Source organism: Paenibacillus sp. NPDC057934 (genome assembly GCF_042887565.1).
Lineage (GTDB): Bacteria > Bacillota > Bacilli > Paenibacillales > Paenibacillaceae > Paenibacillus_AQ.
Window position 1 is genome coordinate 12,680 of record NZ_JBHVPB010000020.1, and the last position, 23,256, is coordinate 35,935.

23 protein-coding genes are annotated in these 23,256 nt (G+C 49.9%); 18 read left to right on the top strand and 5 right to left on the bottom strand.

The annotated features are described in order from the left end of the window. The first annotated feature begins 172 nt into the window (after positions 1 to 172). From ACFVRY_RS28515 to ACFVRY_RS28545, 7 genes are all read left to right on the top strand, one after another. Complete coding sequence (locus ACFVRY_RS28515; protein ID WP_387503630.1) at positions 173 to 1,345, top strand: SpoIIE family protein phosphatase; 1,173 nt, start codon at positions 173 to 175, stop codon at positions 1,343 to 1,345. Then, positions 1,342 to 5,013, top strand: a complete 3,672-nt coding sequence (locus ACFVRY_RS28520) for a response regulator (protein ID WP_387503632.1) — start codon at positions 1,342 to 1,344, stop codon at positions 5,011 to 5,013. The genes ACFVRY_RS28515 and ACFVRY_RS28520 overlap by 4 nt, the downstream gene beginning before the upstream one ends. A gap of 81 nt (positions 5,014 to 5,094) precedes the next feature. Beyond that, entirely contained in the window at positions 5,095 to 5,964 is an 870-nt protein-coding gene (locus tag ACFVRY_RS28525) for a CheR family methyltransferase (protein WP_387503633.1), read from the top strand. A gap of 18 nt (positions 5,965 to 5,982) precedes the next feature. Beyond that, positions 5,983 to 7,653: a response regulator gene (locus ACFVRY_RS28530; protein WP_387503634.1), complete on the top strand. Its 1,671-nt coding sequence runs from the start codon at positions 5,983 to 5,985 to the stop codon at positions 7,651 to 7,653. 96 nt (positions 7,654 to 7,749) lie between these two features. Continuing rightward, positions 7,750 to 8,088 carry an STAS domain-containing protein gene (locus tag ACFVRY_RS28535; protein WP_066365894.1) on the top strand — a complete coding sequence of 113 codons (339 nt, stop codon included), beginning with the start codon at positions 7,750 to 7,752 and terminating at the stop codon, positions 8,086 to 8,088. 18 nt (positions 8,089 to 8,106) lie between these two features. Next, a complete protein-coding gene (gene rsbW, locus ACFVRY_RS28540; RefSeq protein ID WP_387503635.1) occupies positions 8,107 to 8,559 on the top strand; it encodes an anti-sigma B factor RsbW in 453 nt (150 codons plus the stop codon). Then, the gene (locus tag ACFVRY_RS28545; protein WP_387503636.1) at positions 8,556 to 9,326 is read left to right on the top strand and encodes a sigma-70 family RNA polymerase sigma factor; all 771 of its coding nucleotides are present in this window, start codon (positions 8,556 to 8,558) and stop codon (positions 9,324 to 9,326) included. Before rsbW ends, ACFVRY_RS28545 begins: the two co-directional genes overlap by 4 nt. 198 nt (positions 9,327 to 9,524) lie before the next feature. Here ACFVRY_RS28545 and ACFVRY_RS28550 read toward each other — a convergent pair whose 3' ends face one another. Both ACFVRY_RS28550 and ACFVRY_RS28555 read right to left on the bottom strand, forming a co-directional pair. After that, positions 9,525 to 9,845: a DUF5665 domain-containing protein gene (locus ACFVRY_RS28550; protein ID WP_387503637.1), complete on the bottom strand. Its 321-nt coding sequence runs from the start codon at positions 9,843 to 9,845 to the stop codon at positions 9,525 to 9,527. 358 nt (positions 9,846 to 10,203) lie between these two features. Beyond that, the gene (locus ACFVRY_RS28555; protein WP_387503638.1) at positions 10,204 to 10,665 is read right to left on the bottom strand and encodes a YtxH domain-containing protein; all 462 of its coding nucleotides are present in this window, start codon (positions 10,663 to 10,665) and stop codon (positions 10,204 to 10,206) included. Positions 10,666 to 10,983: 318 nt separating this feature from the next. Between ACFVRY_RS28555 and ACFVRY_RS28560 the strand changes: the two genes are divergently transcribed. Then, positions 10,984 to 11,991: an asparaginase gene (locus ACFVRY_RS28560; protein ID WP_387503639.1), complete on the top strand. Its 1,008-nt coding sequence runs from the start codon at positions 10,984 to 10,986 to the stop codon at positions 11,989 to 11,991. Between the two features lie 103 nt (positions 11,992 to 12,094). Then, positions 12,095 to 12,814: a pirin family protein gene (locus tag ACFVRY_RS28565; RefSeq protein WP_387503640.1), complete on the top strand. Its 720-nt coding sequence runs from the start codon at positions 12,095 to 12,097 to the stop codon at positions 12,812 to 12,814. A gap of 114 nt (positions 12,815 to 12,928) precedes the next feature. Here the strand turns inward: ACFVRY_RS28565 and ACFVRY_RS28570 are convergent, their stop codons facing one another. After that, a complete protein-coding gene (locus ACFVRY_RS28570; RefSeq protein ID WP_387503641.1) occupies positions 12,929 to 13,153 on the bottom strand; it encodes a DUF1128 family protein in 225 nt (74 codons plus the stop codon). 150 nt (positions 13,154 to 13,303) lie between these two features. Here ACFVRY_RS28570 and yyaC point away from each other — a divergent pair, with 150 nt between their 5' ends. From yyaC to ACFVRY_RS28600, 6 genes are all read left to right on the top strand, one after another. After that, positions 13,304 to 13,861, top strand: coding sequence for a spore protease YyaC (gene yyaC, locus ACFVRY_RS28575; RefSeq protein ID WP_387503642.1), 558 nt, complete (start codon positions 13,304 to 13,306; stop codon positions 13,859 to 13,861). Positions 13,862 to 13,914: 53 nt separating this feature from the next. Continuing rightward, positions 13,915 to 14,712: an alpha/beta fold hydrolase gene (locus ACFVRY_RS28580; protein WP_387503643.1), complete on the top strand. Its 798-nt coding sequence runs from the start codon at positions 13,915 to 13,917 to the stop codon at positions 14,710 to 14,712. A 218-nt stretch (positions 14,713 to 14,930) separates the two neighbouring features. Continuing rightward, the gene (locus tag ACFVRY_RS28585; RefSeq protein ID WP_387503644.1) at positions 14,931 to 15,605 is read left to right on the top strand and encodes a DUF6483 family protein; all 675 of its coding nucleotides are present in this window, start codon (positions 14,931 to 14,933) and stop codon (positions 15,603 to 15,605) included. 190 nt (positions 15,606 to 15,795) lie between these two features. After that, entirely contained in the window at positions 15,796 to 16,977 is a 1,182-nt protein-coding gene (locus tag ACFVRY_RS28590; protein ID WP_387503645.1) for a class I SAM-dependent methyltransferase, read from the top strand. A gap of 289 nt (positions 16,978 to 17,266) precedes the next feature. Then, the gene (locus ACFVRY_RS28595) at positions 17,267 to 17,389 is read left to right on the top strand and encodes a hypothetical protein (RefSeq protein WP_387503646.1); all 123 of its coding nucleotides are present in this window, start codon (positions 17,267 to 17,269) and stop codon (positions 17,387 to 17,389) included. Between the two features lie 176 nt (positions 17,390 to 17,565). Beyond that, complete coding sequence (locus tag ACFVRY_RS28600; RefSeq protein WP_387503647.1) at positions 17,566 to 19,767, top strand: tetratricopeptide repeat protein; 2,202 nt, start codon at positions 17,566 to 17,568, stop codon at positions 19,765 to 19,767. A gap of 294 nt (positions 19,768 to 20,061) precedes the next feature. On the opposite strand, the gene ACFVRY_RS28605 is transcribed toward ACFVRY_RS28600, so the two are convergent. Together ACFVRY_RS28605 and ACFVRY_RS28610 are read right to left on the bottom strand one after the other, a co-directional pair. Beyond that, positions 20,062 to 20,715 (bottom strand): SdpI family protein, encoded by a 654-nt coding sequence (locus tag ACFVRY_RS28605; protein WP_387503648.1) that lies wholly within the window; start codon positions 20,713 to 20,715, stop codon positions 20,062 to 20,064. Continuing rightward, positions 20,712 to 21,050 (bottom strand): autorepressor SdpR family transcription factor, encoded by a 339-nt coding sequence (locus tag ACFVRY_RS28610; protein ID WP_387503649.1) that lies wholly within the window; start codon positions 21,048 to 21,050, stop codon positions 20,712 to 20,714. Before ACFVRY_RS28610 ends, ACFVRY_RS28605 begins: the two co-directional genes overlap by 4 nt. Positions 21,051 to 21,310: 260 nt before the next feature. Between ACFVRY_RS28610 and uptA the strand changes: the two genes are divergently transcribed. The 3 genes from uptA to ACFVRY_RS28625 are packed head-to-tail and all read left to right on the top strand — an operon-like array spanning position 21,311 to position 23,126. Then, entirely contained in the window at positions 21,311 to 21,928 is a 618-nt protein-coding gene (gene uptA / locus ACFVRY_RS28615; RefSeq protein ID WP_387503650.1) for an undecaprenyl phosphate transporter UptA, read from the top strand. Beyond that, positions 21,925 to 22,491: a thioredoxin family protein gene (locus ACFVRY_RS28620; protein ID WP_387503651.1), complete on the top strand. Its 567-nt coding sequence runs from the start codon at positions 21,925 to 21,927 to the stop codon at positions 22,489 to 22,491. The genes uptA and ACFVRY_RS28620 overlap by 4 nt, the downstream gene beginning before the upstream one ends. Positions 22,492 to 22,496: 5 nt before the next feature. Beyond that, the gene (locus ACFVRY_RS28625; protein ID WP_387503652.1) at positions 22,497 to 23,126 is read left to right on the top strand and encodes an MBL fold metallo-hydrolase; all 630 of its coding nucleotides are present in this window, start codon (positions 22,497 to 22,499) and stop codon (positions 23,124 to 23,126) included. Positions 23,127 to 23,256 lie beyond the last annotated feature (130 nt).

Below are 23,256 nucleotides of genomic sequence, written 5' to 3' on the forward strand. Positions count from 1 at the left end.
ACCACTAGGTGTAGTGGGGCTGGAGGTTACTTTGTTGAATTCCTTAGGCAGATCAACTGCCCCGTATGTTAAGGTTGTGAATGGAACCGTCTTAGCAAGTATCGTATGCTTATGAAGATACAGGTTGTACAGGATGTTACGGTCGATATACTACTCATGCGAGGTGAAGATAATGAGAATTCTAATCGTGGACGATAATCCGACTAATGTGATCATTATCCGTGAGATCCTGAAAAAAGAAGACTATCGGAATTTCATTACAGCCTCCTCTGCGAAGGAGATGCTGGATCTTCTGGGCATAGACCAGAAAAATCCGGAAGGACGCCCCCGGCACTCGGACATCGATCTGATCCTGCTGGATATGATGATGCCGGAGATGGATGGCATTGAAGCTTGTCGTGTAGTTCAACAGTACGAGCATCTCAAGGATATTCCAATTATTATGGTTACTGCTGTAGGCGATTCCAAAAAACTGGCCGAAGCGTTGGACGCTGGAGCTGTAGACTATGTCACGAAGCCGATCAACAAGGTGGAACTGATGGCAAGAATTCGCTTGGCGCTACGATTAAAGCAGGAGAAGGATTGGCATAAAGAGCGGGACCAGCGAATACAGGATGAGCTGAAGCTCGCGGCACTAGTACAGAACGCTGTACTTAGCTTGCCGATTGAGGAGGAGGATTTTGAAGTCCATGCTATTTATCAGCCGTCCTTTGAACTGGCGGGGGATTTGTATGCTTGGTACGCCTTAGGGGATGGTCGCTACGGTGTCATTCTTCTAGATATGATGGGTCACGGGATCTCCTCGTCCCTCTTTTGTATGTTCATTGCCTCCGTGCTCAAAGACACGGTCACAACCTATGTAGAGCCGGAGAAAGTCGTGCAAGAACTGAACCGGCGTTTTAATCAGCTCTATATTGAGAAATCGCTTGTACAGTATTATTTCACAGCAATTTATATGGTTGTGGACACCCGCATGCGTCGTATTGATTATGTCAATGCAGGACATCCGCCAGCACTCTTCTTTGAAGGCGATAGCAAGGAGCCAGTACTGCTGAAGAGCAACTGTCATCCAGTCGGTCTGTTTGATCGTATGGAAGCCCAGCCGCAAAGCCTCAGCTTTGAGGAGGAAGGTCACCTGGTATTGTATACCGATGGGTTGCTGGAGATGGCAGAAGGTGAGCAGGAGGACCAGCTGGACTTTATGATCGGACACTTGAGAGGTGGGCATGCGTGGCAGGAAGAAGCAATGCAAGCTGCATTCTTTAATGAAAAGCTGAATCGGGAACGCGATGATGACAAGTGCCTGGTCTGGATCTCACTGAAGAAGGGGACAGAGAAAGAATGAAGATTAAAGCCAAACTTCTTATCGGTTTCAGTGCGCTGTTGGTGATTATGTTTGCCCTCACTCTTATTGGATATGACCGGTTAAATTATATGAACCATCAGCTGGACAGTTATCAGGACCGGTATCAGAAGGGGCGGAATTCTTCCGGCATGCGCGGAGAAGTAAACGATATGGCACGTATATTGACAACCTCGATGCTGAATTCAGATTCTATGGCGATCGAGTCGCAAAAGAGCGAGATCAACGGGAAACTTGTCAAAGTGGATCAATATTTGGGTAACATCAAGGAATCCATGACGAGTGCCGAAGAACTTCAGATTGTCAAAAATATTGAGAACGCCTACTCTGCTTATAAGGATTATCAGGAACGGGCGATGGTGATGCTTGCCGCGGGCGATATCCAAAGCGCTAATGCTTACCGCAACGCTAAGGGTCAGGATGTGCAGAATGAGGTGCTTGAGAGTTTGAACAGCTTGTCTGACTATAACTACTATAAGCAGAATGAACAAGCTACTCAGGCGGAGAAGGCCTACCAAAGCTCCATCCAAATGGTTACGCTGATCATGATTATGGGGCTGTTGCTTGGGCTGGGAGTCATTCTGTGGGTCATTCCAAGCATTACACGCGGCCTGAATGTGATATCGCTGATGATCAGTAGCTTCGGGAACGGCAAGCTTAGGGCTATTCGCCGGATCAGAGTCACCTCCAAGGATGAAATCGGCGACGTGGCTCGGGTTTTCAAAGAAATGGCCGAGGATATCGAGCAGAAGCAGGAGATGGAAAAAGCCTACGCTCAGGCACAAAACGACCAGTCCTGGCTAAATGCTAATGTAGCCCAGGTCACGGAGTTGCTGCGTGGAGTTAGTTCGCTGGATGGCATTGCCCAGACCTTCATCAATGAATTCACCCCTATATTGAGCGCTCAGTACGGGGCGCTCTATTTGAAGGACCCCAATAATCCAGACTCTCTGCGCAGTAGCGGCTGCTACGCCGCCGACGGCGAGAAGGAGCCGAAGAGAAGCTTCGCCATCGGTCAGGGGCTTGTCGGTCAGTGCGCGCTGGACAAGAAGCCGATAAAACTCGAACAGGCACCGGACGACTACATCAAGGTGGCCTCCGGTTTCGGTCATGCTCAGCCCGATCACATTTTCATTCATCCTGTGTTGTTCGAGGATGAGCTACTGGGTGTGATAGAATTTGCTTCGTTTGAACCGTTTACCTCTCTGCAGACGGAACTGCTGCACCAACTTGCGAACAACCTGGGCATTATTCTGAATAATGTTACCCGTCGGATTGTAGTAGAGGAGCTGCTCCGCGAATCGCAGGCGTTGACAGAAGAATTGCAATGTCAGTCGGAGGAATTGCAGACCCAGCAAGAGGAGCTGCGCCGCTCCAATGAGAATCTGGAGGAGCAGACGGAGGCGCTCAAGCGCTCCGAAGAGCTGCTACAACGCCAGCAGGAAGAGTTGGAGCATTACAATACGGAGTTAATTGCCAAGACCCGCGCCTTGGAGGAGCAGGTGCAGGAAGTCGAGGAGAAGAAGGACGAGATTGAGCATGCCCGTGGTCAACTGGAGAAGCAGGCAATGCAGTTGGCTGTGACCAGCAAATACAAGTCGGAATTCCTGGCGAATATGTCCCATGAGCTGCGGACACCGCTGAACAGTCTGCTGATTCTCTCGCAACTGCTTACAGAGAACAAAGAAGGTAATCTTAATGATAAGCAAGTGGAATTTGCGCACACCATCTATATGTCAGGCGCTGATCTGCTGAAGATGATCGACGAGATTCTTGATTTGTCCAAGGTCGATGCTGGCAAAATGGAATTAAACCACGAGGAGATCCGGCTGACGGATCTGAACAGCTTCGTGAAGCAAAATTTCGGTCCGCAGGCACTCAAGAAAGGTCTATCCCTGCGAACAAACTTCGCCGAACCGTTGCCGGAGATCATCATTGCCGATAGCCACCGCTTGAAGCAGATCCTACGGAATCTGCTCTCCAACGCCTTTAAATTCACAAGTGAAGGATTCGTCGAGTTCTCTGTAAGCCCAGTAACAGGAAATATGCCTGTCTATTTGCCTCCTGAAGCTGAGTACATCGCTCTGGCTGTGAAGGACAGCGGCATTGGCATTCCGGCGGACAAGACGGACCTCGTGTTCGAAGCGTTCCAGCAGGTGGACGGAACGACCAGCCGCAAATATGGCGGCACGGGTCTAGGTCTGTCTATCAGCCGCGAGCTGGCCCGTCTCATGGGCGGGGCGATCGTGCTGGATTCCCGGGAAGGGCAGGGCAGCACCTTTACCCTGTATCTGCCGGTTCAAGCGAATTACAGTCAGCTTCTGGGGACTGCAGAGGCCGCCGCAGCGAGTGAAACGGCGTCTCTGGCTGGCTATGTTGAAGAGCTGTTGCCGGTCAAAACGACCAATGCTTTTACCGTTACAGAGGTTCCAGAGCTGGTCATTGTAGACGATGACCGTGAAGATCTCAGTACCAGCGATAAGGTGCTGCTGATCATCGAAGATGATGAGAGCTTCGCGAAGATTCTGCTTGGTATGGCCCGTGGACGCGGCTTTAAAGGGCTGGTGGCTCTTCAGGGAGATACCGGGATGCAAATGGCCAAGTCCTATCTACCGGATGCTATTATTCTAGATATTCAGCTGCCGGTCATGGACGGCTGGTCCATCCTGCGGGAACTGAAGGGTTCCTCGCAGACCCGCCATATCCCTGTTCATGTCATCTCTGTCAGCGACGAGGTGAAGCAGGGACTCATGATGGGCGCGATGGCCTACTTGCGCAAGCCCTCTTCCCGCGAAGCGTTGGAGCGGGCGTTCTCGCAAATCGAGAACTATACGTCCAGCACGCTTAAGCATCTCCTGATTGTGGAGGATGATGAGATTCAGCGTCTTTCCATCATGGAGCTGATAGGACACGATGATGTCGCTATCACTGCGGTATCCAGCGGCGGTGAAGCGATGGCCGAGCTCCGCAAGCGGAAATATGACTGCATGGTACTGGATCTCATGCTTGAGGATATGAACGGCTTCGAGCTGCTGGATCAGATTCGCGACGATGAGGAACTGAATGATCTGCCCATCATCATCTACACTGGTAAGGATCTCGACACCAAGGAAGAGATGCGGCTACGCAAATACGCGGAGTCGATCATCATAAAGGATGTTCGTTCCCCGGAGCGGCTACTGGATGAGACCACGCTGTTCCTACATCGGGTAGAGGCCAATTTGCCGGAAGACAAGCGCATGATCCTGCAGAAGCTTCATAATAAAGAGGAACTGTTCGACGGCAAAAAAATACTTCTCGTCGATGACGATATACGGAATGTATTTGCTCTGTCCAGCGTACTGGAAGGCTACAATATGGAAGTGAAGTTCGCCGAGAACGGCCGTGAAGCACTAGACCTGCTCGTGGAGCAGGAGGATTTCGACCTGGTGCTGATGGATATGATGATGCCGGAGATGGACGGATATGAGGCCATGCGCCGGATTCGTGAGATGCCGCAGTACCAGAAGCTGCCGATTATCGCGCTGACAGCGAAGGCAATGAAAGAGGATCGAGCTAAATGTATAGAGGCTGGAGCCTCCGATTATATGAAGAAACCGATCGAGACAGATCAGCTTCTTTCATTAATGCGGGTGTGGTTGTATTCGTAACCACGATTTTGGGGTAATAGTCTTAAAGATGAATAAACAGACCATCCATGGATGGTGTAGTAGCAAGGAGTCAGGATAATCATGACAGCAATGGATCAAGGATATGAAGGCCAGCTTGCATCGTCCGGGGGCAAGAATGAATTAGAGCAAATCGAGATTGAACTGCTCCTAGACGGGGTACATCGTTTATACGGATATGATTTTCGCAATTATGCGCTACCTTCCTTGAAGCGGCGAATTTGGCATCATGTCCATGCAGAGAATCTATCCAGCATATCCGCATTGCAGGAGAAAGTGCTGCATGACCGGTCCTGTTTTGAACGTTTTGTCTACAGCCTTTCTATTCCTGTAACGGAAATGTTCAGGGACCCAGGGCTATTCCTGACCTTCCGCCAGAAGGTCATTCCGCTGCTGCGGACCTATCCTTACATCCGCATTTGGCATGCTGGCTGCTCTACAGGCGAAGAAGTATACTCCATGGCGATTTTACTGCATGAAGAAGGGCTGTATGACAAGGCGCGCATCTACGCGACGGACATGAATGACCGGTCTTTGCAGCAGGCCAAGGAAGGCGTATACGAGATCAGCAAAATGCAGCAGTATACTAAGAATTATCTGGAAGCGGGCGGGACCCGCGCATTCTCAGAGTACTATACAGCGAAATACAATTCGGTGATTCTACAGCCCTATTTGCGCAAAAATATTATTTTTGCCGAACATAATCTGGCTACAGACACCTCGTTTAACGAATTCAATGTTATTTTCTGCCGAAATGTAATGATCTACTTCAATGATGATCTGCGGGACCATGTACATGGGTTGTTCAACGAAAGCCTTGGTCGGTTCGGCGTGCTCGTACTTGGCTCGAAAGAATCCATTCATTTCACCAGGTACAGCGATAGTTACGAACCCCTGGACAGAGTAGAGAAAATCTATCGGAAGATCAAATAGTGTGCTTAGGAGGGTCCCATGGGGTTTCAAGAGCCGATTCATATACTGTTGGTAGACGACCGTCCTGAAAATTTGCTGGCGCTGGAGGCAGTGCTTGAGAGTCAGCAATATAAGCTTGTCAAAGCCACCTCCGGCGAGGAAGCGCTGCGGTGTTTGTTGAAGCATGAGTTCGCAGTTATTGTACTGGACGTACAGATGCCGGGTATGGATGGTATTGAGACCGCCAAATTGATCAAGGCCAGAGATAAGACTAAGGATATCCCGATTATTTTCATTTCAGCTAACAGCAGAGAGGCGGAGCATCTGTTCGCCGGATACTCCGCCGGGGCCATTGATTATATGGTGAAGCCGTTCATTCCGCAGATTTTGAAATCTAAGATTGAGGGCTTTGTCGATATGTATTTGACGAGCAAGAAGCATCAGACGCAGACGATGTTGCTGCAGCAGAAGACGCAGGAACTGGAGCGGATCAACGGGGAACTGATCAAGGCCAAGGAAGAGGCTGAAATTGCGGCCAAAGCCAAGACGGAATTCCTGGCGATGATGAGTCATGAGATCCGTACTCCGATGAACGGCGTTGTGGGTATGATCGATCTGCTGATGGAGACCGAGCTTGAGCCGGAGCAGAAGGAATATACCGAGATTATCCGGAAAAGTGCGGACACATTGATTACCGTTATTAACGATATTCTGGATTTCACGAAGATGGAGTCCGGCAAAATGGAGATGGAGGAGCAGCTCTTTGAGCTGCGAACCTGTATACAAGAGGTCTTCAACCTTTTCGCGATGGAAGCTGGGAAAAAGAACCTGGAGCTGGCCTATTTCATTGACCATAAGCTCCCGAGATTGCTGTACGGCGATATGGCGCGCTTACGCCAGGTACTGATCAATTTGGTGGCGAATGCCGTCAAGTTCACCAATCAGGGTGGAGTGTACCTGGTTGCGTCTGCTGTGCAAAGCAAGGATAATAAAATCGTAGTAGAGTTTACGGTTAAGGATACGGGCATCGGGATCTCCCCGGAGAAATGCGATCGGCTATTCCAGCCGTTCTCACAGCTTGATTCCTCTATGACACGTAAGTATGGGGGAACCGGTCTTGGACTCGCCATTTGCAAATCTCTTGTAGGGATGATGGGCGGGGATATTCGGGTCGAATCCATGGAGGAGAAAGGTGCTACGTTTGTCTTTACCATCCAGGCAACACTGCCCGAAGGGGAACTGGTGGGCAATGGAGAGAAGGAAGAAGCAGCCCATACCTTCCCGAGTGAAGAGGAACGCAGCAGGGTGCTTATTGTAGATGACCATCCCATTAACCAGAGACTAATGGTCAGCATGCTGCACAAGCTGGGCTATGAGGCAGATGTCGCCGAAGACGGCCGACAGGCGGTAGCCCTGGCGCTGAAGCATGCTTATGAATTTATCTTTATGGACCTGCAAATGCCGGTGATGGACGGCCTGGAGGCTACTGCCGAGATCCGGCGTGGAAGCGGACCGTCTGCCGGAACAGCTATTATTATTGCGATGACGGCCAATGTCATGGAGGGCATTCAGAACCGCTGCCTGGCTTCAGGAATGAATGATTACATCAGCAAGCCACTCAAGATGGGTAGCATCAAGCAAATCATTTCACGGTATTCCCGAAAGGATGCCATGATGAATGAGCGTGGGACGTCCATTCATCATGCGTAATTCAGCAAATACCAGAGTCTGAATAACCGTTTTTTGTTTCAAAAGTATGCCTTTAGGGTTATTGGTAAAGAAAACATATATCAGGAGAGATTGTCTATGAATACACATAAAAGCGAAAAGTTTCATGCAAAGACTAAGACCGAAGGCAGTGTATGTACAGTTTTCCTAAGCGGGGAACTCGATTTGTCGGTTGCTCCTGATTTTCGTCTTGTCATGGAGCCGCTTGTGGGTGAAGCTGGGCTGGACCTCGTCATTAATCTTAAAGAATTAAGATACATCGACAGCACAGGCATCGGCATTCTGCTCTCGATCCTGAAAGCCAGACATGGTATGGATGTTAAATTCATTGTGGAAGAAGTGCCTCCGCAAATTCAGAAGCTGTTTGATATGACTGGTATTGCCAAGTTTTTTGCCCCCCAAGAGAATTCCCACTAGGAAAGGACCGAACAAAGAATGAGTGATGATGTGCAAAGAGTAGTTCTCCAGTTGCCGGCCAGCGCGGAATATGTCGATATCGTCAGATTAAATCTATATGGCATTGCTTCAAAAATGGGCTTTACGTACGAAGACATTGAAGATATGAAGGTTGCCGTATCGGAAGCCTGTAACAATTCTGTACTGTATGCTTACGGGCAGGATGATGGATTGGTGGATGTGATCTTTGAGGTTGGCCCGGATGCATTGTCCATTATTGTCAAAGATGAGGGGGAGAGCTTTGACGGCGTGGAATCGGCTGCAGAGCGTACGACGCTGCACGACAAAGAGCTGAGTGACGTTCAGGTCGGAGGTCTGGGATTCTACCTGATGCAGGCACTGATGGACGACGTTAGCGTAGTAAGCGAGGCGGGGAAAGGGACGGTGGTTACCTTGACCAAGCGGCTTCATTTTAGTGAGGAGAAAGTATGAACGAAAAAGCGACTCCCCCCGAGTCCATGAATGAAGCAGTGAGCCTGATCTGGGAATACCAGCAAAGTAAAGACAATGAAATAGCCACCACTTTAATTCAGAGATACGAGCCAATGGTCAAAATGGCTGCCGGCAAAATCGCCCGCAATCGTCCCGACCTCTACGAGGATCTGTACCAGGTCGGTCAGATGGCACTGATCCGGCTGCTACAACAATATGATATTAGCTTGGGCATCCCATTTGAACCTTATGCCATGAAAAGCATGATCGGGCATATGAAGAATTTCCTGCGCGATAAATCCTGGTACATACAAGTTCCGAGACGGATCAAGGAGAAGGGGGCTCTCGTTCAGCAGGCGATCGACGAATTGACGATCCGGCTGGAGCGTTCGCCCGCAGTGGATGAAATAGCCCACTACCTCGACCTATCTGTGGAGGAAACAGTAGAAGTACTAGCGGGCAGGGAATGTTATCACTATGTGTCACTGGATTCACCGCTCTCCCAAGAGGAGACCAGCGCAACACTTGGCGAACTGATCAGTTCGGAAGCCAATGATTTTGAAACGGTAGAGAAGCGCATGGACTTGCAGCAGGCGCTCGGTCAATTGAAGGAGCAAGAGCAGCAGGTGCTGCTACTGGCCTTCCAGGACGGGCAATCTCAGCGGGCCATCGCCCAGAAGCTGGGCGTTTCACAGATGAGTGTCTCGCGGATTCAGAAGCGGGCCACCGAGAAGCTGAAGCAGATCATGTCTAATTCTTCCTATTGAATAACGGGCGGATATTACGAATGATGAATAGAATTAATGATGCCGTCCGCACGATATTGCCTAAAGAACGATAGGGTATGCTATTCTCCGAAGTGGAGAGAAGCATACCCTTTGTTGTGTCGACAAACGAAAGCCCCCTGCACACGCCGGGCTTCGTAACAAGTGTTTGACGAAAGTCGGACGCAGGCATAGGGCGTGTTAATTATTGGCATCAATATATTTTTTGATCTCACCCAGGTATTCTCCGATGACTGGCACATTGATGAACAGACTGGCTAAATAACCAAGCAGACCAAGGATAACGAACGTCCCTAGTGAAAGCCCGAGTCCCCGGGAAATGCCAGCCATCAGGTTGGTGACGATCCGTTTTTTCGGATTAGAATAATTTTCGAGAATATCTTTGAATTCTGCTTTTTCCAGCGAATTCGCAATTTGGTCGAGCCGCGCATTGAGCCTCTTGACCTCATGCCGCAGCTCAAAGGGATGTTCTTCCAATTCATAGGTTTTGCTTTTGTTCATCGAATTTCCCATATCGCTCCCCACTTTCTTTAGCGACTCAAAACCAAAATCAGCGGTTGACGCTAAATAAGGACGCTACGGGTTCAGAGGGTTCTTCCGATCGCTGATAAAGCCCGATTTTTTGGATGGTAAAGGAGTTATAGGTTAAAATCGGTCTTTAAAGGCGAACACTGACGTTTCTCCAGAATCCCTCTGACCCTCCGCACTAACGCCGCGTACAGTCAACCTCTGATTTTTAGATTGATCCTCTTTAGCCGCAATATTTTTTAAAAATCGACCTTTAAGACATGCCAATAGCCAGCTACGGTGAGCTGGCTATTGAATAAATGGAGCATAGCTGGTTTTCACCGTCGTTCCATTAGGAGGATTTATAGGTAGACTCTACGTCTTCTTTGGCGCTCTTGGCTTCCTCTGCTACATCTTTAGATGCGTCTTTCACATCCGAGGCCACACTGGCTGAAGCTTCGCTAACTGTATCGCCGATCTTTCTTCCAGTGTCCTGAAGAGTGGCCGCGATTTGCTGTTTACTGTCGCTGACGGTAGTATAAATGTCGGAGGCTTTGGTGGAGACCGTGCTAGCAAGGTCGGAGGCCTTTTCGCCTACAGTAGTTGCCAGAGTTTTGGTCTTATCCGTCACGGCCTCAGCGACCTCCTTGGTCTTGTCTGTGGCAAGCGACAGCTTGTCCGACAAATCGCTGCGTATCTCGCGGCCGGGTTTGGGTGCGAACAGCAGGGCGGCTGCCGCACCGATCAATCCACCGATAAAGATCCCTTTTAGGAAATTGCTGCCGTGCTCTGTTTCATGCTCTACGTTACTCATCACCGATCACTCCTTATTAGAATAGGGTATTCCAGATCGGGAGGCGGGAATATCGCCCCCTTCATCGGGATTTCATGGGAATCTGAAGCTATCTTACTTGGTATATAAACGTTAGTGTATAAGCTGAAACAGTAAATGAGCAAGGGAACGATTAACGGAGAAATCCACAGATTGGACGCAACAGAATGCCTTGTAAGCACATAAACGGCTGTTTTTGCGACTTTACAAACAACCCCTGATAGCCGAAAGATTATATAGTTTCTTGCGATTAAACATGAATTTATTTTATAGAAGTTTTTAGAAAAGAGGAGAGACATCATGGAAACAGTGTTGGTGCGAGAATACCGATCGGATTTGCTGGAGTGTGTCCACAGTGGACATATCGCCATCGTCGGGGAGGGGGGGCAATTAAAGGGATACGCTGGGGATCCCGGCTTTGTTTCCTTTACCCGTTCAGCAGCAAAACCTATGCAGGCCATTCCTGGTATTCGTGGTGGAATCGCTGAGCATTATGGCCTCACACCGCCGGAAATTGCGCTCATGACTGCTTCCCACCGGGGCGAAAGCTATCATGTAACCACACTGGAGAGCATCTCAGCTAAGGTCGGCATTGAGGAATCGGCTATGATTTGTGCGACTAGCTACCCGCTGGACCGCAGCAGTCGGGAAGAAGCTATCCGTGGCTACAACAAGCGAAAAATTTATCACAACTGTGCCGGTAAGCATATGGGTATTCTGTCCTATAGCAAGCTGAAGGGCTTGCCGCTGGATGAATATGATCAGCCGAGTCATCCGGTTCAACGTGAAATTATAGATACGATTGCAGACTTGGCGAACATAACCCCGGAGAGCATCGGGCTCGGAACGGATGGCTGCGGTTTGCCCGTATTTGCCCTCCCGCTAACGGCACTCGCTAATGCCTATCTGAAGATGGCCTGTCCCGATCTTATTGACGATCGACCAACCCGTGAAGCGGTTAAGGTCATTACTTCAGCCATGAATGCTCATCCAGAGATGGTGGCTGGTCATGGACGCCTGGATTCAATTTTGCTGGCGGATGATAACATCATCGCCAAGGGCGGCTTCAAGGGGGTCTATTGCTTCGCACTACGCCGGGAGCGGCTGGGAATCTCCTTCAAGATCCTCGACGGCTCTGAGGAAGAGTGGGGCCTGATTGTCTACAGCATTCTGGAACAACTAGGCTACAGTGAGCAGACTACGATGGAAAAGCTACGTGAAGCCTTCACAGGTGTTATCTATAATGACGGCGGAACGAGAGTAGGGCACGCAGAGACGGTGTTCAAACTACAGTCTAATCTCGACTAATGTATGATTGACTGCGGATGAGTGAGGGTAAGAAATATATAATTAAAGCGCCTATTTACCAGTATGGTTCCAAGATATCAACATCTATGGAGGTGCAACAATTATGATCAAAGTCATCACATCCGCAGAGAGGCATACATCGAATAGAGAGTGGATACACAGTGAGTTCAGCTTTTCCTTTGCCGATTACGATGATCCCAGCAACGCACATTTCGGTGCGCTACTGGCCCATAACGACAACGAGTTGAAGCCGCAGCAGGGTATGCATGAGCATCCGCATCACAATCTGGAGATTATAACATATGTGGTTTCAGGGGTACTGAGCCATGAAGATGACCTGGGCAATCAGATCGATCTTCATGCCGGTACTGTCCAGATTATGAGTGCGGGAACAGGCATTAATCACTCGGAAAAGAATCAATCGCAGAGCAGCAATGTACGTTTCCTACAGATTTGGCTACTTCCGAACCAGCGCGGGCTATCCCCCAGATGGGATGCGAAATTCTATCCCCGTGAGCACCGTCTGAACAAGCTGCTGCCGGTGGCTTCTGAAACCGGTGAGGATGGTGCACTGAAGTTTAACGAGAATGCAACAATCTATTTGTCAGTGCTGGAGACGAACCGGGAGCTGCATTATCCACAGCAGGAGCACAGGAGAACTCATATCTTCGTGATTTCAGGGAATGTGGAGATTTCCTGTTCGGATGGCAGTTTTGACCTGAGAACAGGAGATGCTGCGCGCATCCGCAAGAGCTGTGAGATGACCATAAGAGGGACTGGCAGTGATGGTGCAGCGGAGCTGATTCTGATTGATCTTCCTTAAAAAGGGGATCGTCTACGGGTCAATGAACTTTTCTTCCTTATAATTGAAAAAAGCCCCTTGTCTTCATGGCTCATTCGCGGAATGGACCAAGACAAGGGGCTTTTGCGTACGCTGTTACTTGCGGCGAAGACGACCGAGCTCGGACACCAGGGCCTCTACTTGGGAAATGCTGAGTCTGTCGCTACCCATAGCGACTTCATACACATCGAGAATATCCTCATAGCTATCTACCGAGAACGCGGAAGCTTGCATAGCGGCTGCGCTGGCCATTTTCAGCTTATCTTTGATGGCTTCAATCATATATTCAACATTTTCCTGGCTTGGCTGTGTCAAATCCATTGGGTTTATTACATCCTCTCTGACCATTGATCCATGTATTTTACCATGTTTACAGGATAGGCCACCATTTTTTTGTCCGGGAGGATGAAATCGTGTAGAATGATAAAAGAATTTTGGAAGCTCGAAGCAGGAGAACAAGGAGGTAGGGCGATGGGAATCAGGGAGCAGGAGAATGGACGCCGCCATAAAAAGGATGCAGAAGGGCTGGCGGCGTTCTTCCGCGAAATTGCAGCTCTTCATGCCATTGAGCAGGTAACCTTTCTCTGTATTGGGACGGATCGCTCCACTGGAGATTCGCTTGGTCCGCTAACAGGGAGCAGGCTGCTGGACTATGGCTTTCCGCATGTAGTTGGCACATTGCCATACCCCTGCGATGCGGATAATTTGGCGGCACGGGTGGCTTCGATCCCGCCAGGACAGATTATTGTTGCTGTAGATGCCTGTCTGGGGACGCTACTCACACGGGGCAGTTATCTCGCTGCGGTGGGACCTTTGCAGCCTGCACAGTCGGTTGGTCTGAAGTTTCCGGCTGTTGGGCACTACAGTATAGCGGCTATTGTAGATGTGAACGGACCCAAGCCCTACCATACTTTACAGACAACGCCGCTACACCGGGTGATGATCATGGCAGAGCAGATTGCTGGAGCGGCCGCCACAGGTTTCGGTTTGGAAGCTTATGGGCGTTTCAAGGGAAGCAGTTTGGCTTAAATATATGTATCTAACGTGCTTCATAATCTTCTACATAGAAAGAAGGAGCAGCCATGGAAAAAGTTCGTTGTGAAGGAAGCACGATCTGCTACAGTGATCAGGGCAAGGGTGAAGTTATTGTACTGCTGCACGGATTTTGCGGCAGCGCTGAATATTGGGAGAAGGTGATTCCCCGTCTTAGCAGCAGCTATCGTGTCATCGCACCTGACCTGCGTGGACATGGTGAATCGGATGCTCCGCTTGGGGCTTACACAATTGAGAGTATGTCGGGCGATGTGCTTGCACTTTTGGATTCTCTGGAATTGTCTAAGGTGACGCTGCTTGGTCATTCGTTGGGAGGTTATGTTGCGTTATCCTTCGCCCAACGGTATGCGTCCCGTTTGACGGGCTTTGGATTGATCCATTCGACAGCCTATCCGGATACGGAAGAGGCGAAGGAGAAACGGCTGAAGAGTGTCAGCACCATTCAAAACGAAGGAATTAACGTGTTTGTGGATGGGCTTGTACCAGGTCTGTTCGCACCCAGTACAGTAGAGTCTTCGCCGCATCTGCTGGAGCGGGCGAAGGAAATCGGCTACAGAACACCTCCGCAGGGAGCCGCGGGAGTTGCTTTGGCGATGCGCGAGCGCCCGGACCGTCGGGATGTAATCTCAGCTAGCGTGCTGCCTATTCTACTGGTGGCCGGTGCGGAGGATAGATTGGTTCCTGCTGAGCGAACCTTCACATCGGACAAGCCGAACGTTATTCAGGCCACCATTGCAGGCGTGGGTCACATGAGTATGATGGAGGACCCCGAACGGTTGTCGGAGATTATCGGGGACTTTGTGGACAAGGCTGTGGCTACAAATTAATGTCTGCTCTCCAAGAGAGCAAAGAGGCAGTACCCTCAGGTTCGCGGGGTGCTGCCTCTTTTCCGTTCAACTGCGGAGGGACCCGCCCCAGTGTTTTTTTGTCAAGCCGTTGTCCATCGTTTAAGATGGAAGCAGAAGACACAGCTGAACATAAAAGAGGTAGTGTGGCAGCAGGGAGTTAGTGTTTGCGGCCGCGGTAATAGAAGGGAGTGTAGGGTATGTTCCGAAGAGATTATATTGTCCGCATGATTGAGGATATGACAGCGATGGTGGCAAAGGTTCTTACACTGAAGCAGGAACGAAAGACGACGGAAGCCTTATGGGAAGTCGATGAATTACTGAACAGGCATTTCCGGCTCAATTCCCGCCTTTTAAATTCATTATCTGTGGAGGACGTCATTGAGATGTTCCGTTTGGGCGGTATCATTGAATCCGATAAACTTCAGGGAGTAGCAAAATTACTCAAAGAAGAGGGCGGAATCTACACGGCTGCAGGCAACAAGGAAGAAGCACTGTTCCGGTCGATGCGGGCATTGCATCTGTACTTATACGCCGATCTGAATGGGGCCGACCGGAGTCTTCTGTCTATGACGGAGGAAATAGATGAACTACTGCAGGAGGTCCAGGGATACCGGGTTCCAGCCAAGACAGAGCGGCTGTTGCTCCCCTACCTGGAATCACAGGGCCGTTATAGCAAAGCGGAGGACAGTCTGTACCGGCTTCGGGAGCAGGGGGAGGATGTAGCCGTTGAAGGGAAGGCATTTTATGAACGGTTGCTGCTAAAGGCCCCCGAAGAACTGGACAAGGGACAACTACCCCTTGATGAAGTCATGCAGGGATTGCAGGAATGGAACCGGCTGGTTGCCCGGGAAAAGGAATGGGAGCTGCAATGAGCCTGCCTTTATTCATTGTTGATGCGTTTGCAGATCGGGCTTACTCCGGCAATCCGGCCGCGGAAATGAATCTGTCCGAGATAGCATTGAAAGTGGAGCCGGTCTGTTTATAACCAGTATTGTTATGACATGCTATAATAGATGAACTGTCAGGAGAACATGGTTCTCCATTTTTAATTCCGAAAGTGAGATGTGCCCTGTGGAATCTTTAAAAGCTCTTATTGAACAAGTGATCAGTGACCGTACGTTAATTACAGCGACGTTGAGTCAACTACGAAGCAAAGGCGAAGTCGCCTACAACAAGGTGGTAATTAAACCTGTTGAGTTAAAAGGCAAACTGCATTATCAGTTCGCCTACTATATTGGACCAAAGGTGGAGCATCGTAACATACCGGCCGAAGAGGCTGCCGAAGAGATGACTCTGCTACTCAGAGACATCTTCCGCCAAGGGTTGATCTGCACCATAGAAGCCGATTATCAAGTGCTGATCAGCAAGAAATACAAAGTCTCCATTCTGACAAAGTCCCCAACCAAGAAGGAAACCCCGGACCTTGCCCACAATCGCCGCAAGCGATATGTCCTGGAGGACGGAAAGCCGGTACCATTCCTGGTGGAACTGGGGATCATGAACAGTGAAGGCAAGGTTTTGGCGAAGAAATACGACAAGTTCCGGCAGATCAACCGCTTCCTGGAGATGGTGGAGGATGTACTCGCTGATCTGCCAACCGGACGTCCGCTAACGATCGTGGATTTTGGCTGCGGCAAATCATATTTGACCTTCGCGTTATATCATTATTTGAAGGTGCGCGAGAAGCGGGAACTGAACATTGTCGGTCTGGATCTGAAAGTCGATGTTATCGCACATTGCAGCGAGCTTGCTGCGAAGCTAGGATACGATCAGCTTCGTTTCTTGGTCGGCGATATCGCTAAGTACGACGAGTTGGAACAAGTCGATATGGTCGTCACACTTCATGCCTGCGATACCGCAACAGATGCTGCGCTTGAAAAAGCGGTTCGATGGGGCGCTTCAGTCATCCTCTCTGTACCCTGCTGCCAGCATGAGCTGTTCGCACAGATCGAGAATGAAGTACTGAATCCGCTGCTGTCGCACGGTATTCTGAAGGAGCGTTTCTCTGCGCTGGCGACAGATGCTATTCGTGCCAAGCTGTTGGATCTTCTCGGCTACCGGAGCCAGCTCTTGGAGTTTATCGACTTGGAGCATACTCCTAAGAACATCCTGATCCGTGCTGTCCGCAGTCCTGGAGGCGATAATGCCGCCAAATGGCGCGAGTATACCGCCTTCCGTGATTTCCTGGGCGCCAAGCCCTATCTGGAACGCGCTTGTGCGGATTTGCTGCCGACGGAGGCGTAAGGAGACAGCAGTCCCAAGTCCACAATATTTTGCAATGACGGACTTACCTTATATCAAAACTATAAGTTCCAACGATATCATGTTGAAAATGGACGGTTCGGTTCCAAACGCGTTCGCTATCGTTGGGATCAACCCCAGAAATGACCTTAGAATCCACGCTTCAGTGGAGAAAGAGGTCATTTTTTTGTAACCAAATTCCAATTCTCCACAATAATCAATCAGTTCTTGTCAAAAGAGCTTCATCAAAACAACTTTATAGAATTAACTATTCATTAGGTTGGAGAAATTTATGGGAGCTAACGGACCGTATAGCCGTTATTTCCTGTATGAAGTTGTCCTGGGACAAGGAGTGGACGCAGGTGACGCTATTTCCTTCCAAACTGCGGTATTTGGACAGGATTTCTCTTCATAGCGCCTTTGGAGTCCGCTCCTTGACAAAGCAAGCACTGATTTTGCTAGGAATTCCGAATCCCATACAAAAAATCTATCGAATATGAAATATATCTCGAAAGGTTTTACGGTGTCCCTTTTGTATACAGGCTGGGCTGGGAATACTGGTAAGCATCATGTAGTACAGGGGAAATCCAAATGATCAATCATCAACACAAAATATCGCTGCAAACTACTTTCTCTTATCTGTGCGCAGCAATGGTCGTAGCTGCCGGAACTGTAGCATGTTTGCTGCGAGGATTTTTTTTCACACGAGAAATCTATTTCTTTCTGACTATTTGGTTTTTGTTATGTGGCCTGCTTCTTTCACTGAAGCTAGCGCTGCTAGGGAGTGTGGGGAGCAGAGCCAATAATGAGGCAATGATCTACATTGTGCTTCCCGCACCTATTGTTATTCTTTGTCTGTACGGTATTCATTGGCTGCGCGGTCCATTGTCAGCACAGGCCAACTTTGATGAAATGTTACGCTGGGCGCTATACGCTAGTTTTGCTCTAATTGCCTATAGCAGCGCGGGCATCAAGGGCGCTTCCCGACTTTTGAGTGCGAGTTGGCATGGGCTTGGCTTGACTCTGTGTCTCAGCGCTTTATTCCCACTTTGTGCTGGTTTGACGCTCCCCTTTAATGTAGCTTACACCAGTACGGCGGAGGTCAGTGTGACAGGCGCACGGCTCGCCGGGCTGCTGCAATATCCCAACACCTTCGGTGCGGTTATGGCAGTTTTTCTGCTGGAGCGGCTGTTTGCAGTCGCGGGAGGTTATAAGAAAGCAGGGAATGAAGCGGAGGTGGTGCGCTGGCGGCTATTCCCGTACGCCGCCAAGCGGCTGCGCCAACTGACGCTATTCTCGTATGTAGCTGGGATATTGAGCCAGTGGCGGCTATTCCCGTACGCTGCTAATCTGCTGCGCCAGCTGCCGCTATTTCCGTACGCCGCCGCGCTGCTGCTCAGCGAGTCACGCGGCGCATGGCTGGCGGCGGCCTGCGCCGGCGCCGCCGTTCTGGCGTTGAAGCGGCGGCTGATCACGCCGCTTCTACTTACAGGCGCCGCGCCCGTGGCCTGCGCGGCGCTATTCTACCGCCAACTGGCCGCTGCCGGCCTGGCGGTAAAGCCAGCACCCGGCCTGCTGCTGCTGGCCGGGTGCTGGGCCGGTGCTGTGCTAGCCGGCCTATGGCTGGAGCGCCGCTGGCACAGCGCGGCGGGGCGGACCCGGGCCGCGCTGCTGGCACTCGCGGCCGCGGGCTGGACGGCGGGGGGCACCGCCGTCCTGATGTACATGAGCGCGCGTATCACCGGACCGTCGTCCACGGTATTCGCGCGCGGTCTGTTGTACCGCGATGCTCTGCGACTCGCGGGGGAAGCGCCCTGGCTGGGGCACGGGGGCGGGGCCTGGCGCAATATGTACCTCGCCATTCAGTCCCACCCCTATGTTGGCAGCCAAACCCATAACGGCTATCTTGATCTGCTGCTGAACCTGGGCGGGATCGGCCTGGCAGTGGTTCTGGTCCTGCTGCTGGTTACTGCATGTTCACTAAGAGCGACACCGCATTTGCTGGCACCGTTCCTGGTCCTGGTTTTGCACAGTGTCGTTGATTTTGACTGGAGCTATGGCTTGGTCTGGCTGTTGCTGTTCTGGTTGCCGGCGTTGGCTGTTTCACCAAGAGAAGGGCCGGCGGCTTCGCTGCGTCCAATGTCATACGGCCTGATCCGAAGGCATTACCGCTGGATAGTAGGAGGAATAGTTTTTAATCTGCTCTTGATGCTAGGAATCAGCTCATTCCGTGCAGATAGGGGAGCATTATTATATCGTACAGCGCTCCACGTACCTGGTCCTGCGGAGAAGGTGCGGTTATTAGAACAATCCATGACCTGGAATCCGCTCTCTCCTGAGACGCGGCTTGAGCTTTCAAGGCTGGTGCCAGACTGGCAGCGCGAAGCTGTATTGCGGACAGGTCTTCGGAAATCGCCGTGCGATGCAGGTCTGAACTGGGAAATGGCAGAGTTATATTTGAAGAAAAACCAGCCGGAAGCTGCAGTATATTGGATTCGCCAAGCTCTGGGGATGGATACGTATAACTACTTCAAATGGACTAAGGCTGTAGAAGGAGTATGGGAGTTGGGCCGAAACAAGCTTCGGACTGGGGATAAAGAAGATGCTGTCCGGATTGCTGCCACTGGTATGGAATTACTGCGACAATACAGGTTCCTTGAATTGCACAGTGAGGGAAAGGGGAATGACCGACATTTCCGAATGACTGCACGAGCTGAAGTGGCAGGTCAGAAGCTGCAATGGCTGGCGACAAAAAGGCAGCAGGTCGCTCGGAAGAACCCTCCGAACCCGTAGCCGCCGCCCAGTTTAGCACGAACGCTCTGATTTTGTTTTTGATACAAAAAAAGCAGCAATAATCCCTAAAGGGAAGTCGTATAATGCACACCCTAGACTGCTGCTGCTTTGAACTATTGTTTACCCTGAAATACGACGAAGCTCTAGAAGTCGCTAACACAACTTTGCTTCCAATTGTCGTTCTTCGCTCCTTCCAACTTTATAGTGTCGATATTAAATGTATCTTTATCTACATCTACAAATCAGGAGTTGCTCGCTTTCGTTACTTTTGTTCATCATAAATACAAGCCAGTACTAGATCTTCAGCCGTTGTGCTATCATCCACGAATAAGCGACCGGAATGAGGGTGATCAGCACCAAAGCTGTCACAATCACTACCGTGTTCCATATTCCCCCTGTAAAGATAGCCCCAATCATCAGCAGTCCGCCAATTACCCAGAGGCCGCCTGCCAAACGATGCGTTTTGCGCCACACCTCGGGATTATGCAGGGTCCATGGGGTACGGAGGCCAAAGAAGTAGTTGTCTTTGACCTGAGGCATATAATTTCCAATAATGATAAACAGAACTCCAACCGCACCCATTGCAATTTTGCCTACAGGAAGATTGATGTTGAGCCCGTACATGATGACCAGGACAAAAATAAAATCGAACAGCAGGGCCATGGCCAGACGTGTCATGGCATAGGCGTTTTCAAATTTCGCATAGTTGTCTCTTCGCGGATCAATTCTGCGTGTAAGATGCATCAACAGTGGCATGAGCAAGCCGAGTAATCCGAGGCAGGCGATCGCTGAATCCTTACTCCAATACCGGTTAACCTTTCCCGTAACCCCAAATTGGGCCGGAAGCTGGTCCGGCAGAGCATTGTAATTGAATAACGCAAAACCAAGTGAAGCCAGACCTAACACTACAATAAGTGTATCCTGCCATTTCCATTTGATGTTTCTCATCGTTCATCCTCCTCAGTAGCATGATTATTTGCGTTTGCTTTCTGTATTTTTCCCAGAGTCTCTACAGGTTCTTGTTTGCCTGTCCCCGTCATCTCCAGTAGCCAGCCGACAACCTCATCTAGAACAGTAGTGTTCAGTGTATACAGAATAAACTGGCCTTGGCGCTCATCCTGCACAAGCCCGGCGTGCTTAAGGGTATTAAGATGATGCGAGATGCTTGGTTTCGAGACGTTAAAATAATCGGCTATCTCACCGGCGGTCCTGTTCTTCTCCCGCAACAGACGGATAATTTGGCGGCGGGTAGGATCGGCCAGTGCTTTAAAAGATTCATTCATGTCTATCCGACCCTTCGATATTTAAATAATTATCTAAATATATAATATCTTTAGAACACTTATTCTGTCAATGACTCTGGTGTCTATTTTGCAGGATACGCTCGGCAGATCCACAATGTGTTCTGGAGATTCATTTTCCTGTAAGTAGAAGTTGTATCCTTCCATATGCTAGAATAGGCTAAGAGAAGACTGGCTACATAGAGCATAGCGACGCAGTGAGCCCTGCCGCCTATGCAAATAAACGGAGGAGGAGCGCCTACATGCATTACATCTCTGAGCTGATCTCGAATCTTTTTGAATGGATCCAGAGTCTTGGCTATTTCGGGATTATGATCGGCTTAATGATGGAAGTTATTCCTAGTGAAATTGTTCTAGCTTACGGAGGATATTTGGTTTGGACGGGGGATATTAATTATTTCGGTGCAGTGGTATTCGGAACCATCGGCGGCGTTATTGCCCAGATTTTCGTATACTGGATCGGCCGTTACGGCGGCAGGCCTGTATTGGAGAAATACGGAAAGTACATTTTTATCTCCAAAAAGCATATTGATCACTCCGAGGAGTGGTTCAACAAATATGGGACAGGCGTTATCTTCACAGCCCGGTTCATTCCGGTTGTACGCCATGCCATATCCGTACCTGCCGGAATCACCCGGATGCCACTGGGCAAGTTCACACTGCTGACGACACTGGCCGTTATTCCATGGAGTGCATTATTTGTGTACTTGGGTATGACTCTGGGTGATAAGTGGAAGAACATTGATGAAGTCGCTGCGAAGTATACTCATGAAATTATTCTAGGTGCTATTGCCCTTATTGTTATTTATTTTGTAATCAAGTGGTACCAATCCAAGAAGAAGAGAGGGAATGCAGCATGAAGCAAAATGTAGCTCCTAAATTTGGTCAAGGACTCACGCCCCGTCAATTCGTTGAGGGCATGACTCGCAATCAGCAGGATTTCGAAGCCTGGTATGAGAAATTTGCCTGGGAAGACGAGAGCGACAAGGAATTTTTCGAGAGCCTGAATCACCGCGACGATTTGCGTGTAATCATTCTGGCAGCGGACTGGTGCGGCGATGTTGTGCGCAATGTTCCAGTGGTGTTCCGTATCCTTGAAACCGCAGGAATCAAGACAGAAGTACTCATTGTCGAGGAAAATCAGGACTTGATGGACAACTTCCTGACCATGGGCGGTCGTTCAGTGCCAATCGTTATCTTCGCCGATACAGGCGGTTATGTACTTGGCCATTGGGGACCTCGTCCTGAGCATGTACAGCGTCTGATGAGAGAGTTCAAGCAGGAGAATCCTGACCGGGAAGCTGCTGATTATGACAGCAAAATCGGGGACGTCCGCAAGGCAATGGGTCAAGCCTACGGGGAAGGAACGGAATCCCACGCCATTATCGCCAAAGAGCTGCGTGGCCTGATTTCTGGTTTCTAAGAGACATGCTTAATATTCGTTCATTTACGCTTGGCCCGCTTCAGACCAATGCTTATCTGCTCACGGGGGCTGATCCAGCACGGGGCATCATTATCGATCCCGGTATGAATCCTGCTGCACTGGTGAGAAGCATCGAGGGGATGGAGATTGAGGCAATCTTGCTGACACATGCCCATTTTGACCATATGGGCGGTGTGGATGAAATCCGCAAGCTGAAGAACTGTCCTGTCTATCTGCACCCTTTAGAGAGTCAGTGGCTGGAGAATCCCAAGCTGAACGGTTCACTGATGTGGCCGAATCTGTCCGCTCCTTTAAGCACAGCTCCGGCGGAATATGATCTTGGTGAAGGTCAGGTTCTGGACTTGATTGGACATACTTTCCGTGTCTTCCATACCCCTGGCCATTCTCCTGGCAGCGTAAGCTTCCTGTGCGGAGATGACCTGTTCTCCGGTGATGTGCTGTTCAAGCTTGGAGTAGGGCGTACCGATCTAACTGGTGGGCGGGAACGTGATTTGTTTGATTCCATTCGGGACAAGTTGTACCGGCTGGATGGAGAGGTCAAGGTATATCCGGGTCACGGCTCACGGACAACAATCGGGTTTGAGCGCGAGAACAATCCATACGTATCTTTATAAGTCTATCATTCCAGAAGTACTGACAAAAATCGGGAAAATACAGATGGACAAGAGAATACAAACTTGCTACAATATTGTTAATTAAATGTAATATTTACCTCGCGAAGCACGCAGACTGTGGAATAATCCC

Excerpts from the sequence above, each read along its gene's own strand:
- ACFVRY_RS28580 (WP_387503643.1), top strand. The coding sequence starts at position 13,915 with ATGGAAAAAGTTCGTTGTGAAGGAAGCACGATCTGCTACAGTGATCAG.
- ACFVRY_RS28560 (WP_387503639.1), top strand. The coding sequence starts at position 10,984 with ATGGAAACAGTGTTGGTGCGAGAATACCGATCGGATTTGCTGGAGTGT.
- ACFVRY_RS28620 (WP_387503651.1), top strand. The coding sequence starts at position 21,925 with ATGAAGCAAAATGTAGCTCCTAAATTTGGTCAAGGACTCACGCCCCGT.
- rsbW (WP_387503635.1), top strand. The coding sequence starts at position 8,107 with ATGAGTGATGATGTGCAAAGAGTAGTTCTCCAGTTGCCGGCCAGCGCG.
- ACFVRY_RS28515 (WP_387503630.1), top strand. The coding sequence starts at position 173 with ATGAGAATTCTAATCGTGGACGATAATCCGACTAATGTGATCATTATC.
- ACFVRY_RS28605 (WP_387503648.1), bottom strand. The coding sequence starts at position 20,715 with ATGAGAAACATCAAATGGAAATGGCAGGATACACTTATTGTAGTGTTA.
- yyaC (WP_387503642.1), top strand. The coding sequence starts at position 13,304 with ATGGGAATCAGGGAGCAGGAGAATGGACGCCGCCATAAAAAGGATGCA.
- ACFVRY_RS28525 (WP_387503633.1), top strand. The coding sequence starts at position 5,095 with ATGACAGCAATGGATCAAGGATATGAAGGCCAGCTTGCATCGTCCGGG.
- ACFVRY_RS28555 (WP_387503638.1), bottom strand. The coding sequence starts at position 10,665 with ATGAGTAACGTAGAGCATGAAACAGAGCACGGCAGCAATTTCCTAAAA.
- ACFVRY_RS28600 (WP_387503647.1), top strand. The coding sequence starts at position 17,566 with ATGATCAATCATCAACACAAAATATCGCTGCAAACTACTTTCTCTTAT.
- uptA (WP_387503650.1), top strand. The coding sequence starts at position 21,311 with ATGCATTACATCTCTGAGCTGATCTCGAATCTTTTTGAATGGATCCAG.
- ACFVRY_RS28565 (WP_387503640.1), top strand. The coding sequence starts at position 12,095 with ATGATCAAAGTCATCACATCCGCAGAGAGGCATACATCGAATAGAGAG.
- ACFVRY_RS28585 (WP_387503644.1), top strand. The coding sequence starts at position 14,931 with ATGTTCCGAAGAGATTATATTGTCCGCATGATTGAGGATATGACAGCG.
- ACFVRY_RS28530 (WP_387503634.1), top strand. The coding sequence starts at position 5,983 with ATGGGGTTTCAAGAGCCGATTCATATACTGTTGGTAGACGACCGTCCT.
- ACFVRY_RS28590 (WP_387503645.1), top strand. The coding sequence starts at position 15,796 with ATGTGCCCTGTGGAATCTTTAAAAGCTCTTATTGAACAAGTGATCAGT.
- ACFVRY_RS28545 (WP_387503636.1), top strand. The coding sequence starts at position 8,556 with ATGAACGAAAAAGCGACTCCCCCCGAGTCCATGAATGAAGCAGTGAGC.
- ACFVRY_RS28610 (WP_387503649.1), bottom strand. The coding sequence starts at position 21,050 with ATGAATGAATCTTTTAAAGCACTGGCCGATCCTACCCGCCGCCAAATT.
- ACFVRY_RS28570 (WP_387503641.1), bottom strand. The coding sequence starts at position 13,153 with ATGGATTTGACACAGCCAAGCCAGGAAAATGTTGAATATATGATTGAA.
- ACFVRY_RS28550 (WP_387503637.1), bottom strand. The coding sequence starts at position 9,845 with ATGAACAAAAGCAAAACCTATGAATTGGAAGAACATCCCTTTGAGCTG.
- ACFVRY_RS28520 (WP_387503632.1), top strand. The coding sequence starts at position 1,342 with ATGAAGATTAAAGCCAAACTTCTTATCGGTTTCAGTGCGCTGTTGGTG.
- ACFVRY_RS28535 (WP_066365894.1), top strand. The coding sequence starts at position 7,750 with ATGAATACACATAAAAGCGAAAAGTTTCATGCAAAGACTAAGACCGAA.
- ACFVRY_RS28625 (WP_387503652.1), top strand. The coding sequence starts at position 22,497 with ATGCTTAATATTCGTTCATTTACGCTTGGCCCGCTTCAGACCAATGCT.
- ACFVRY_RS28595 (WP_387503646.1), top strand. The coding sequence starts at position 17,267 with ATGGGAGCTAACGGACCGTATAGCCGTTATTTCCTGTATGAAGTTGTC.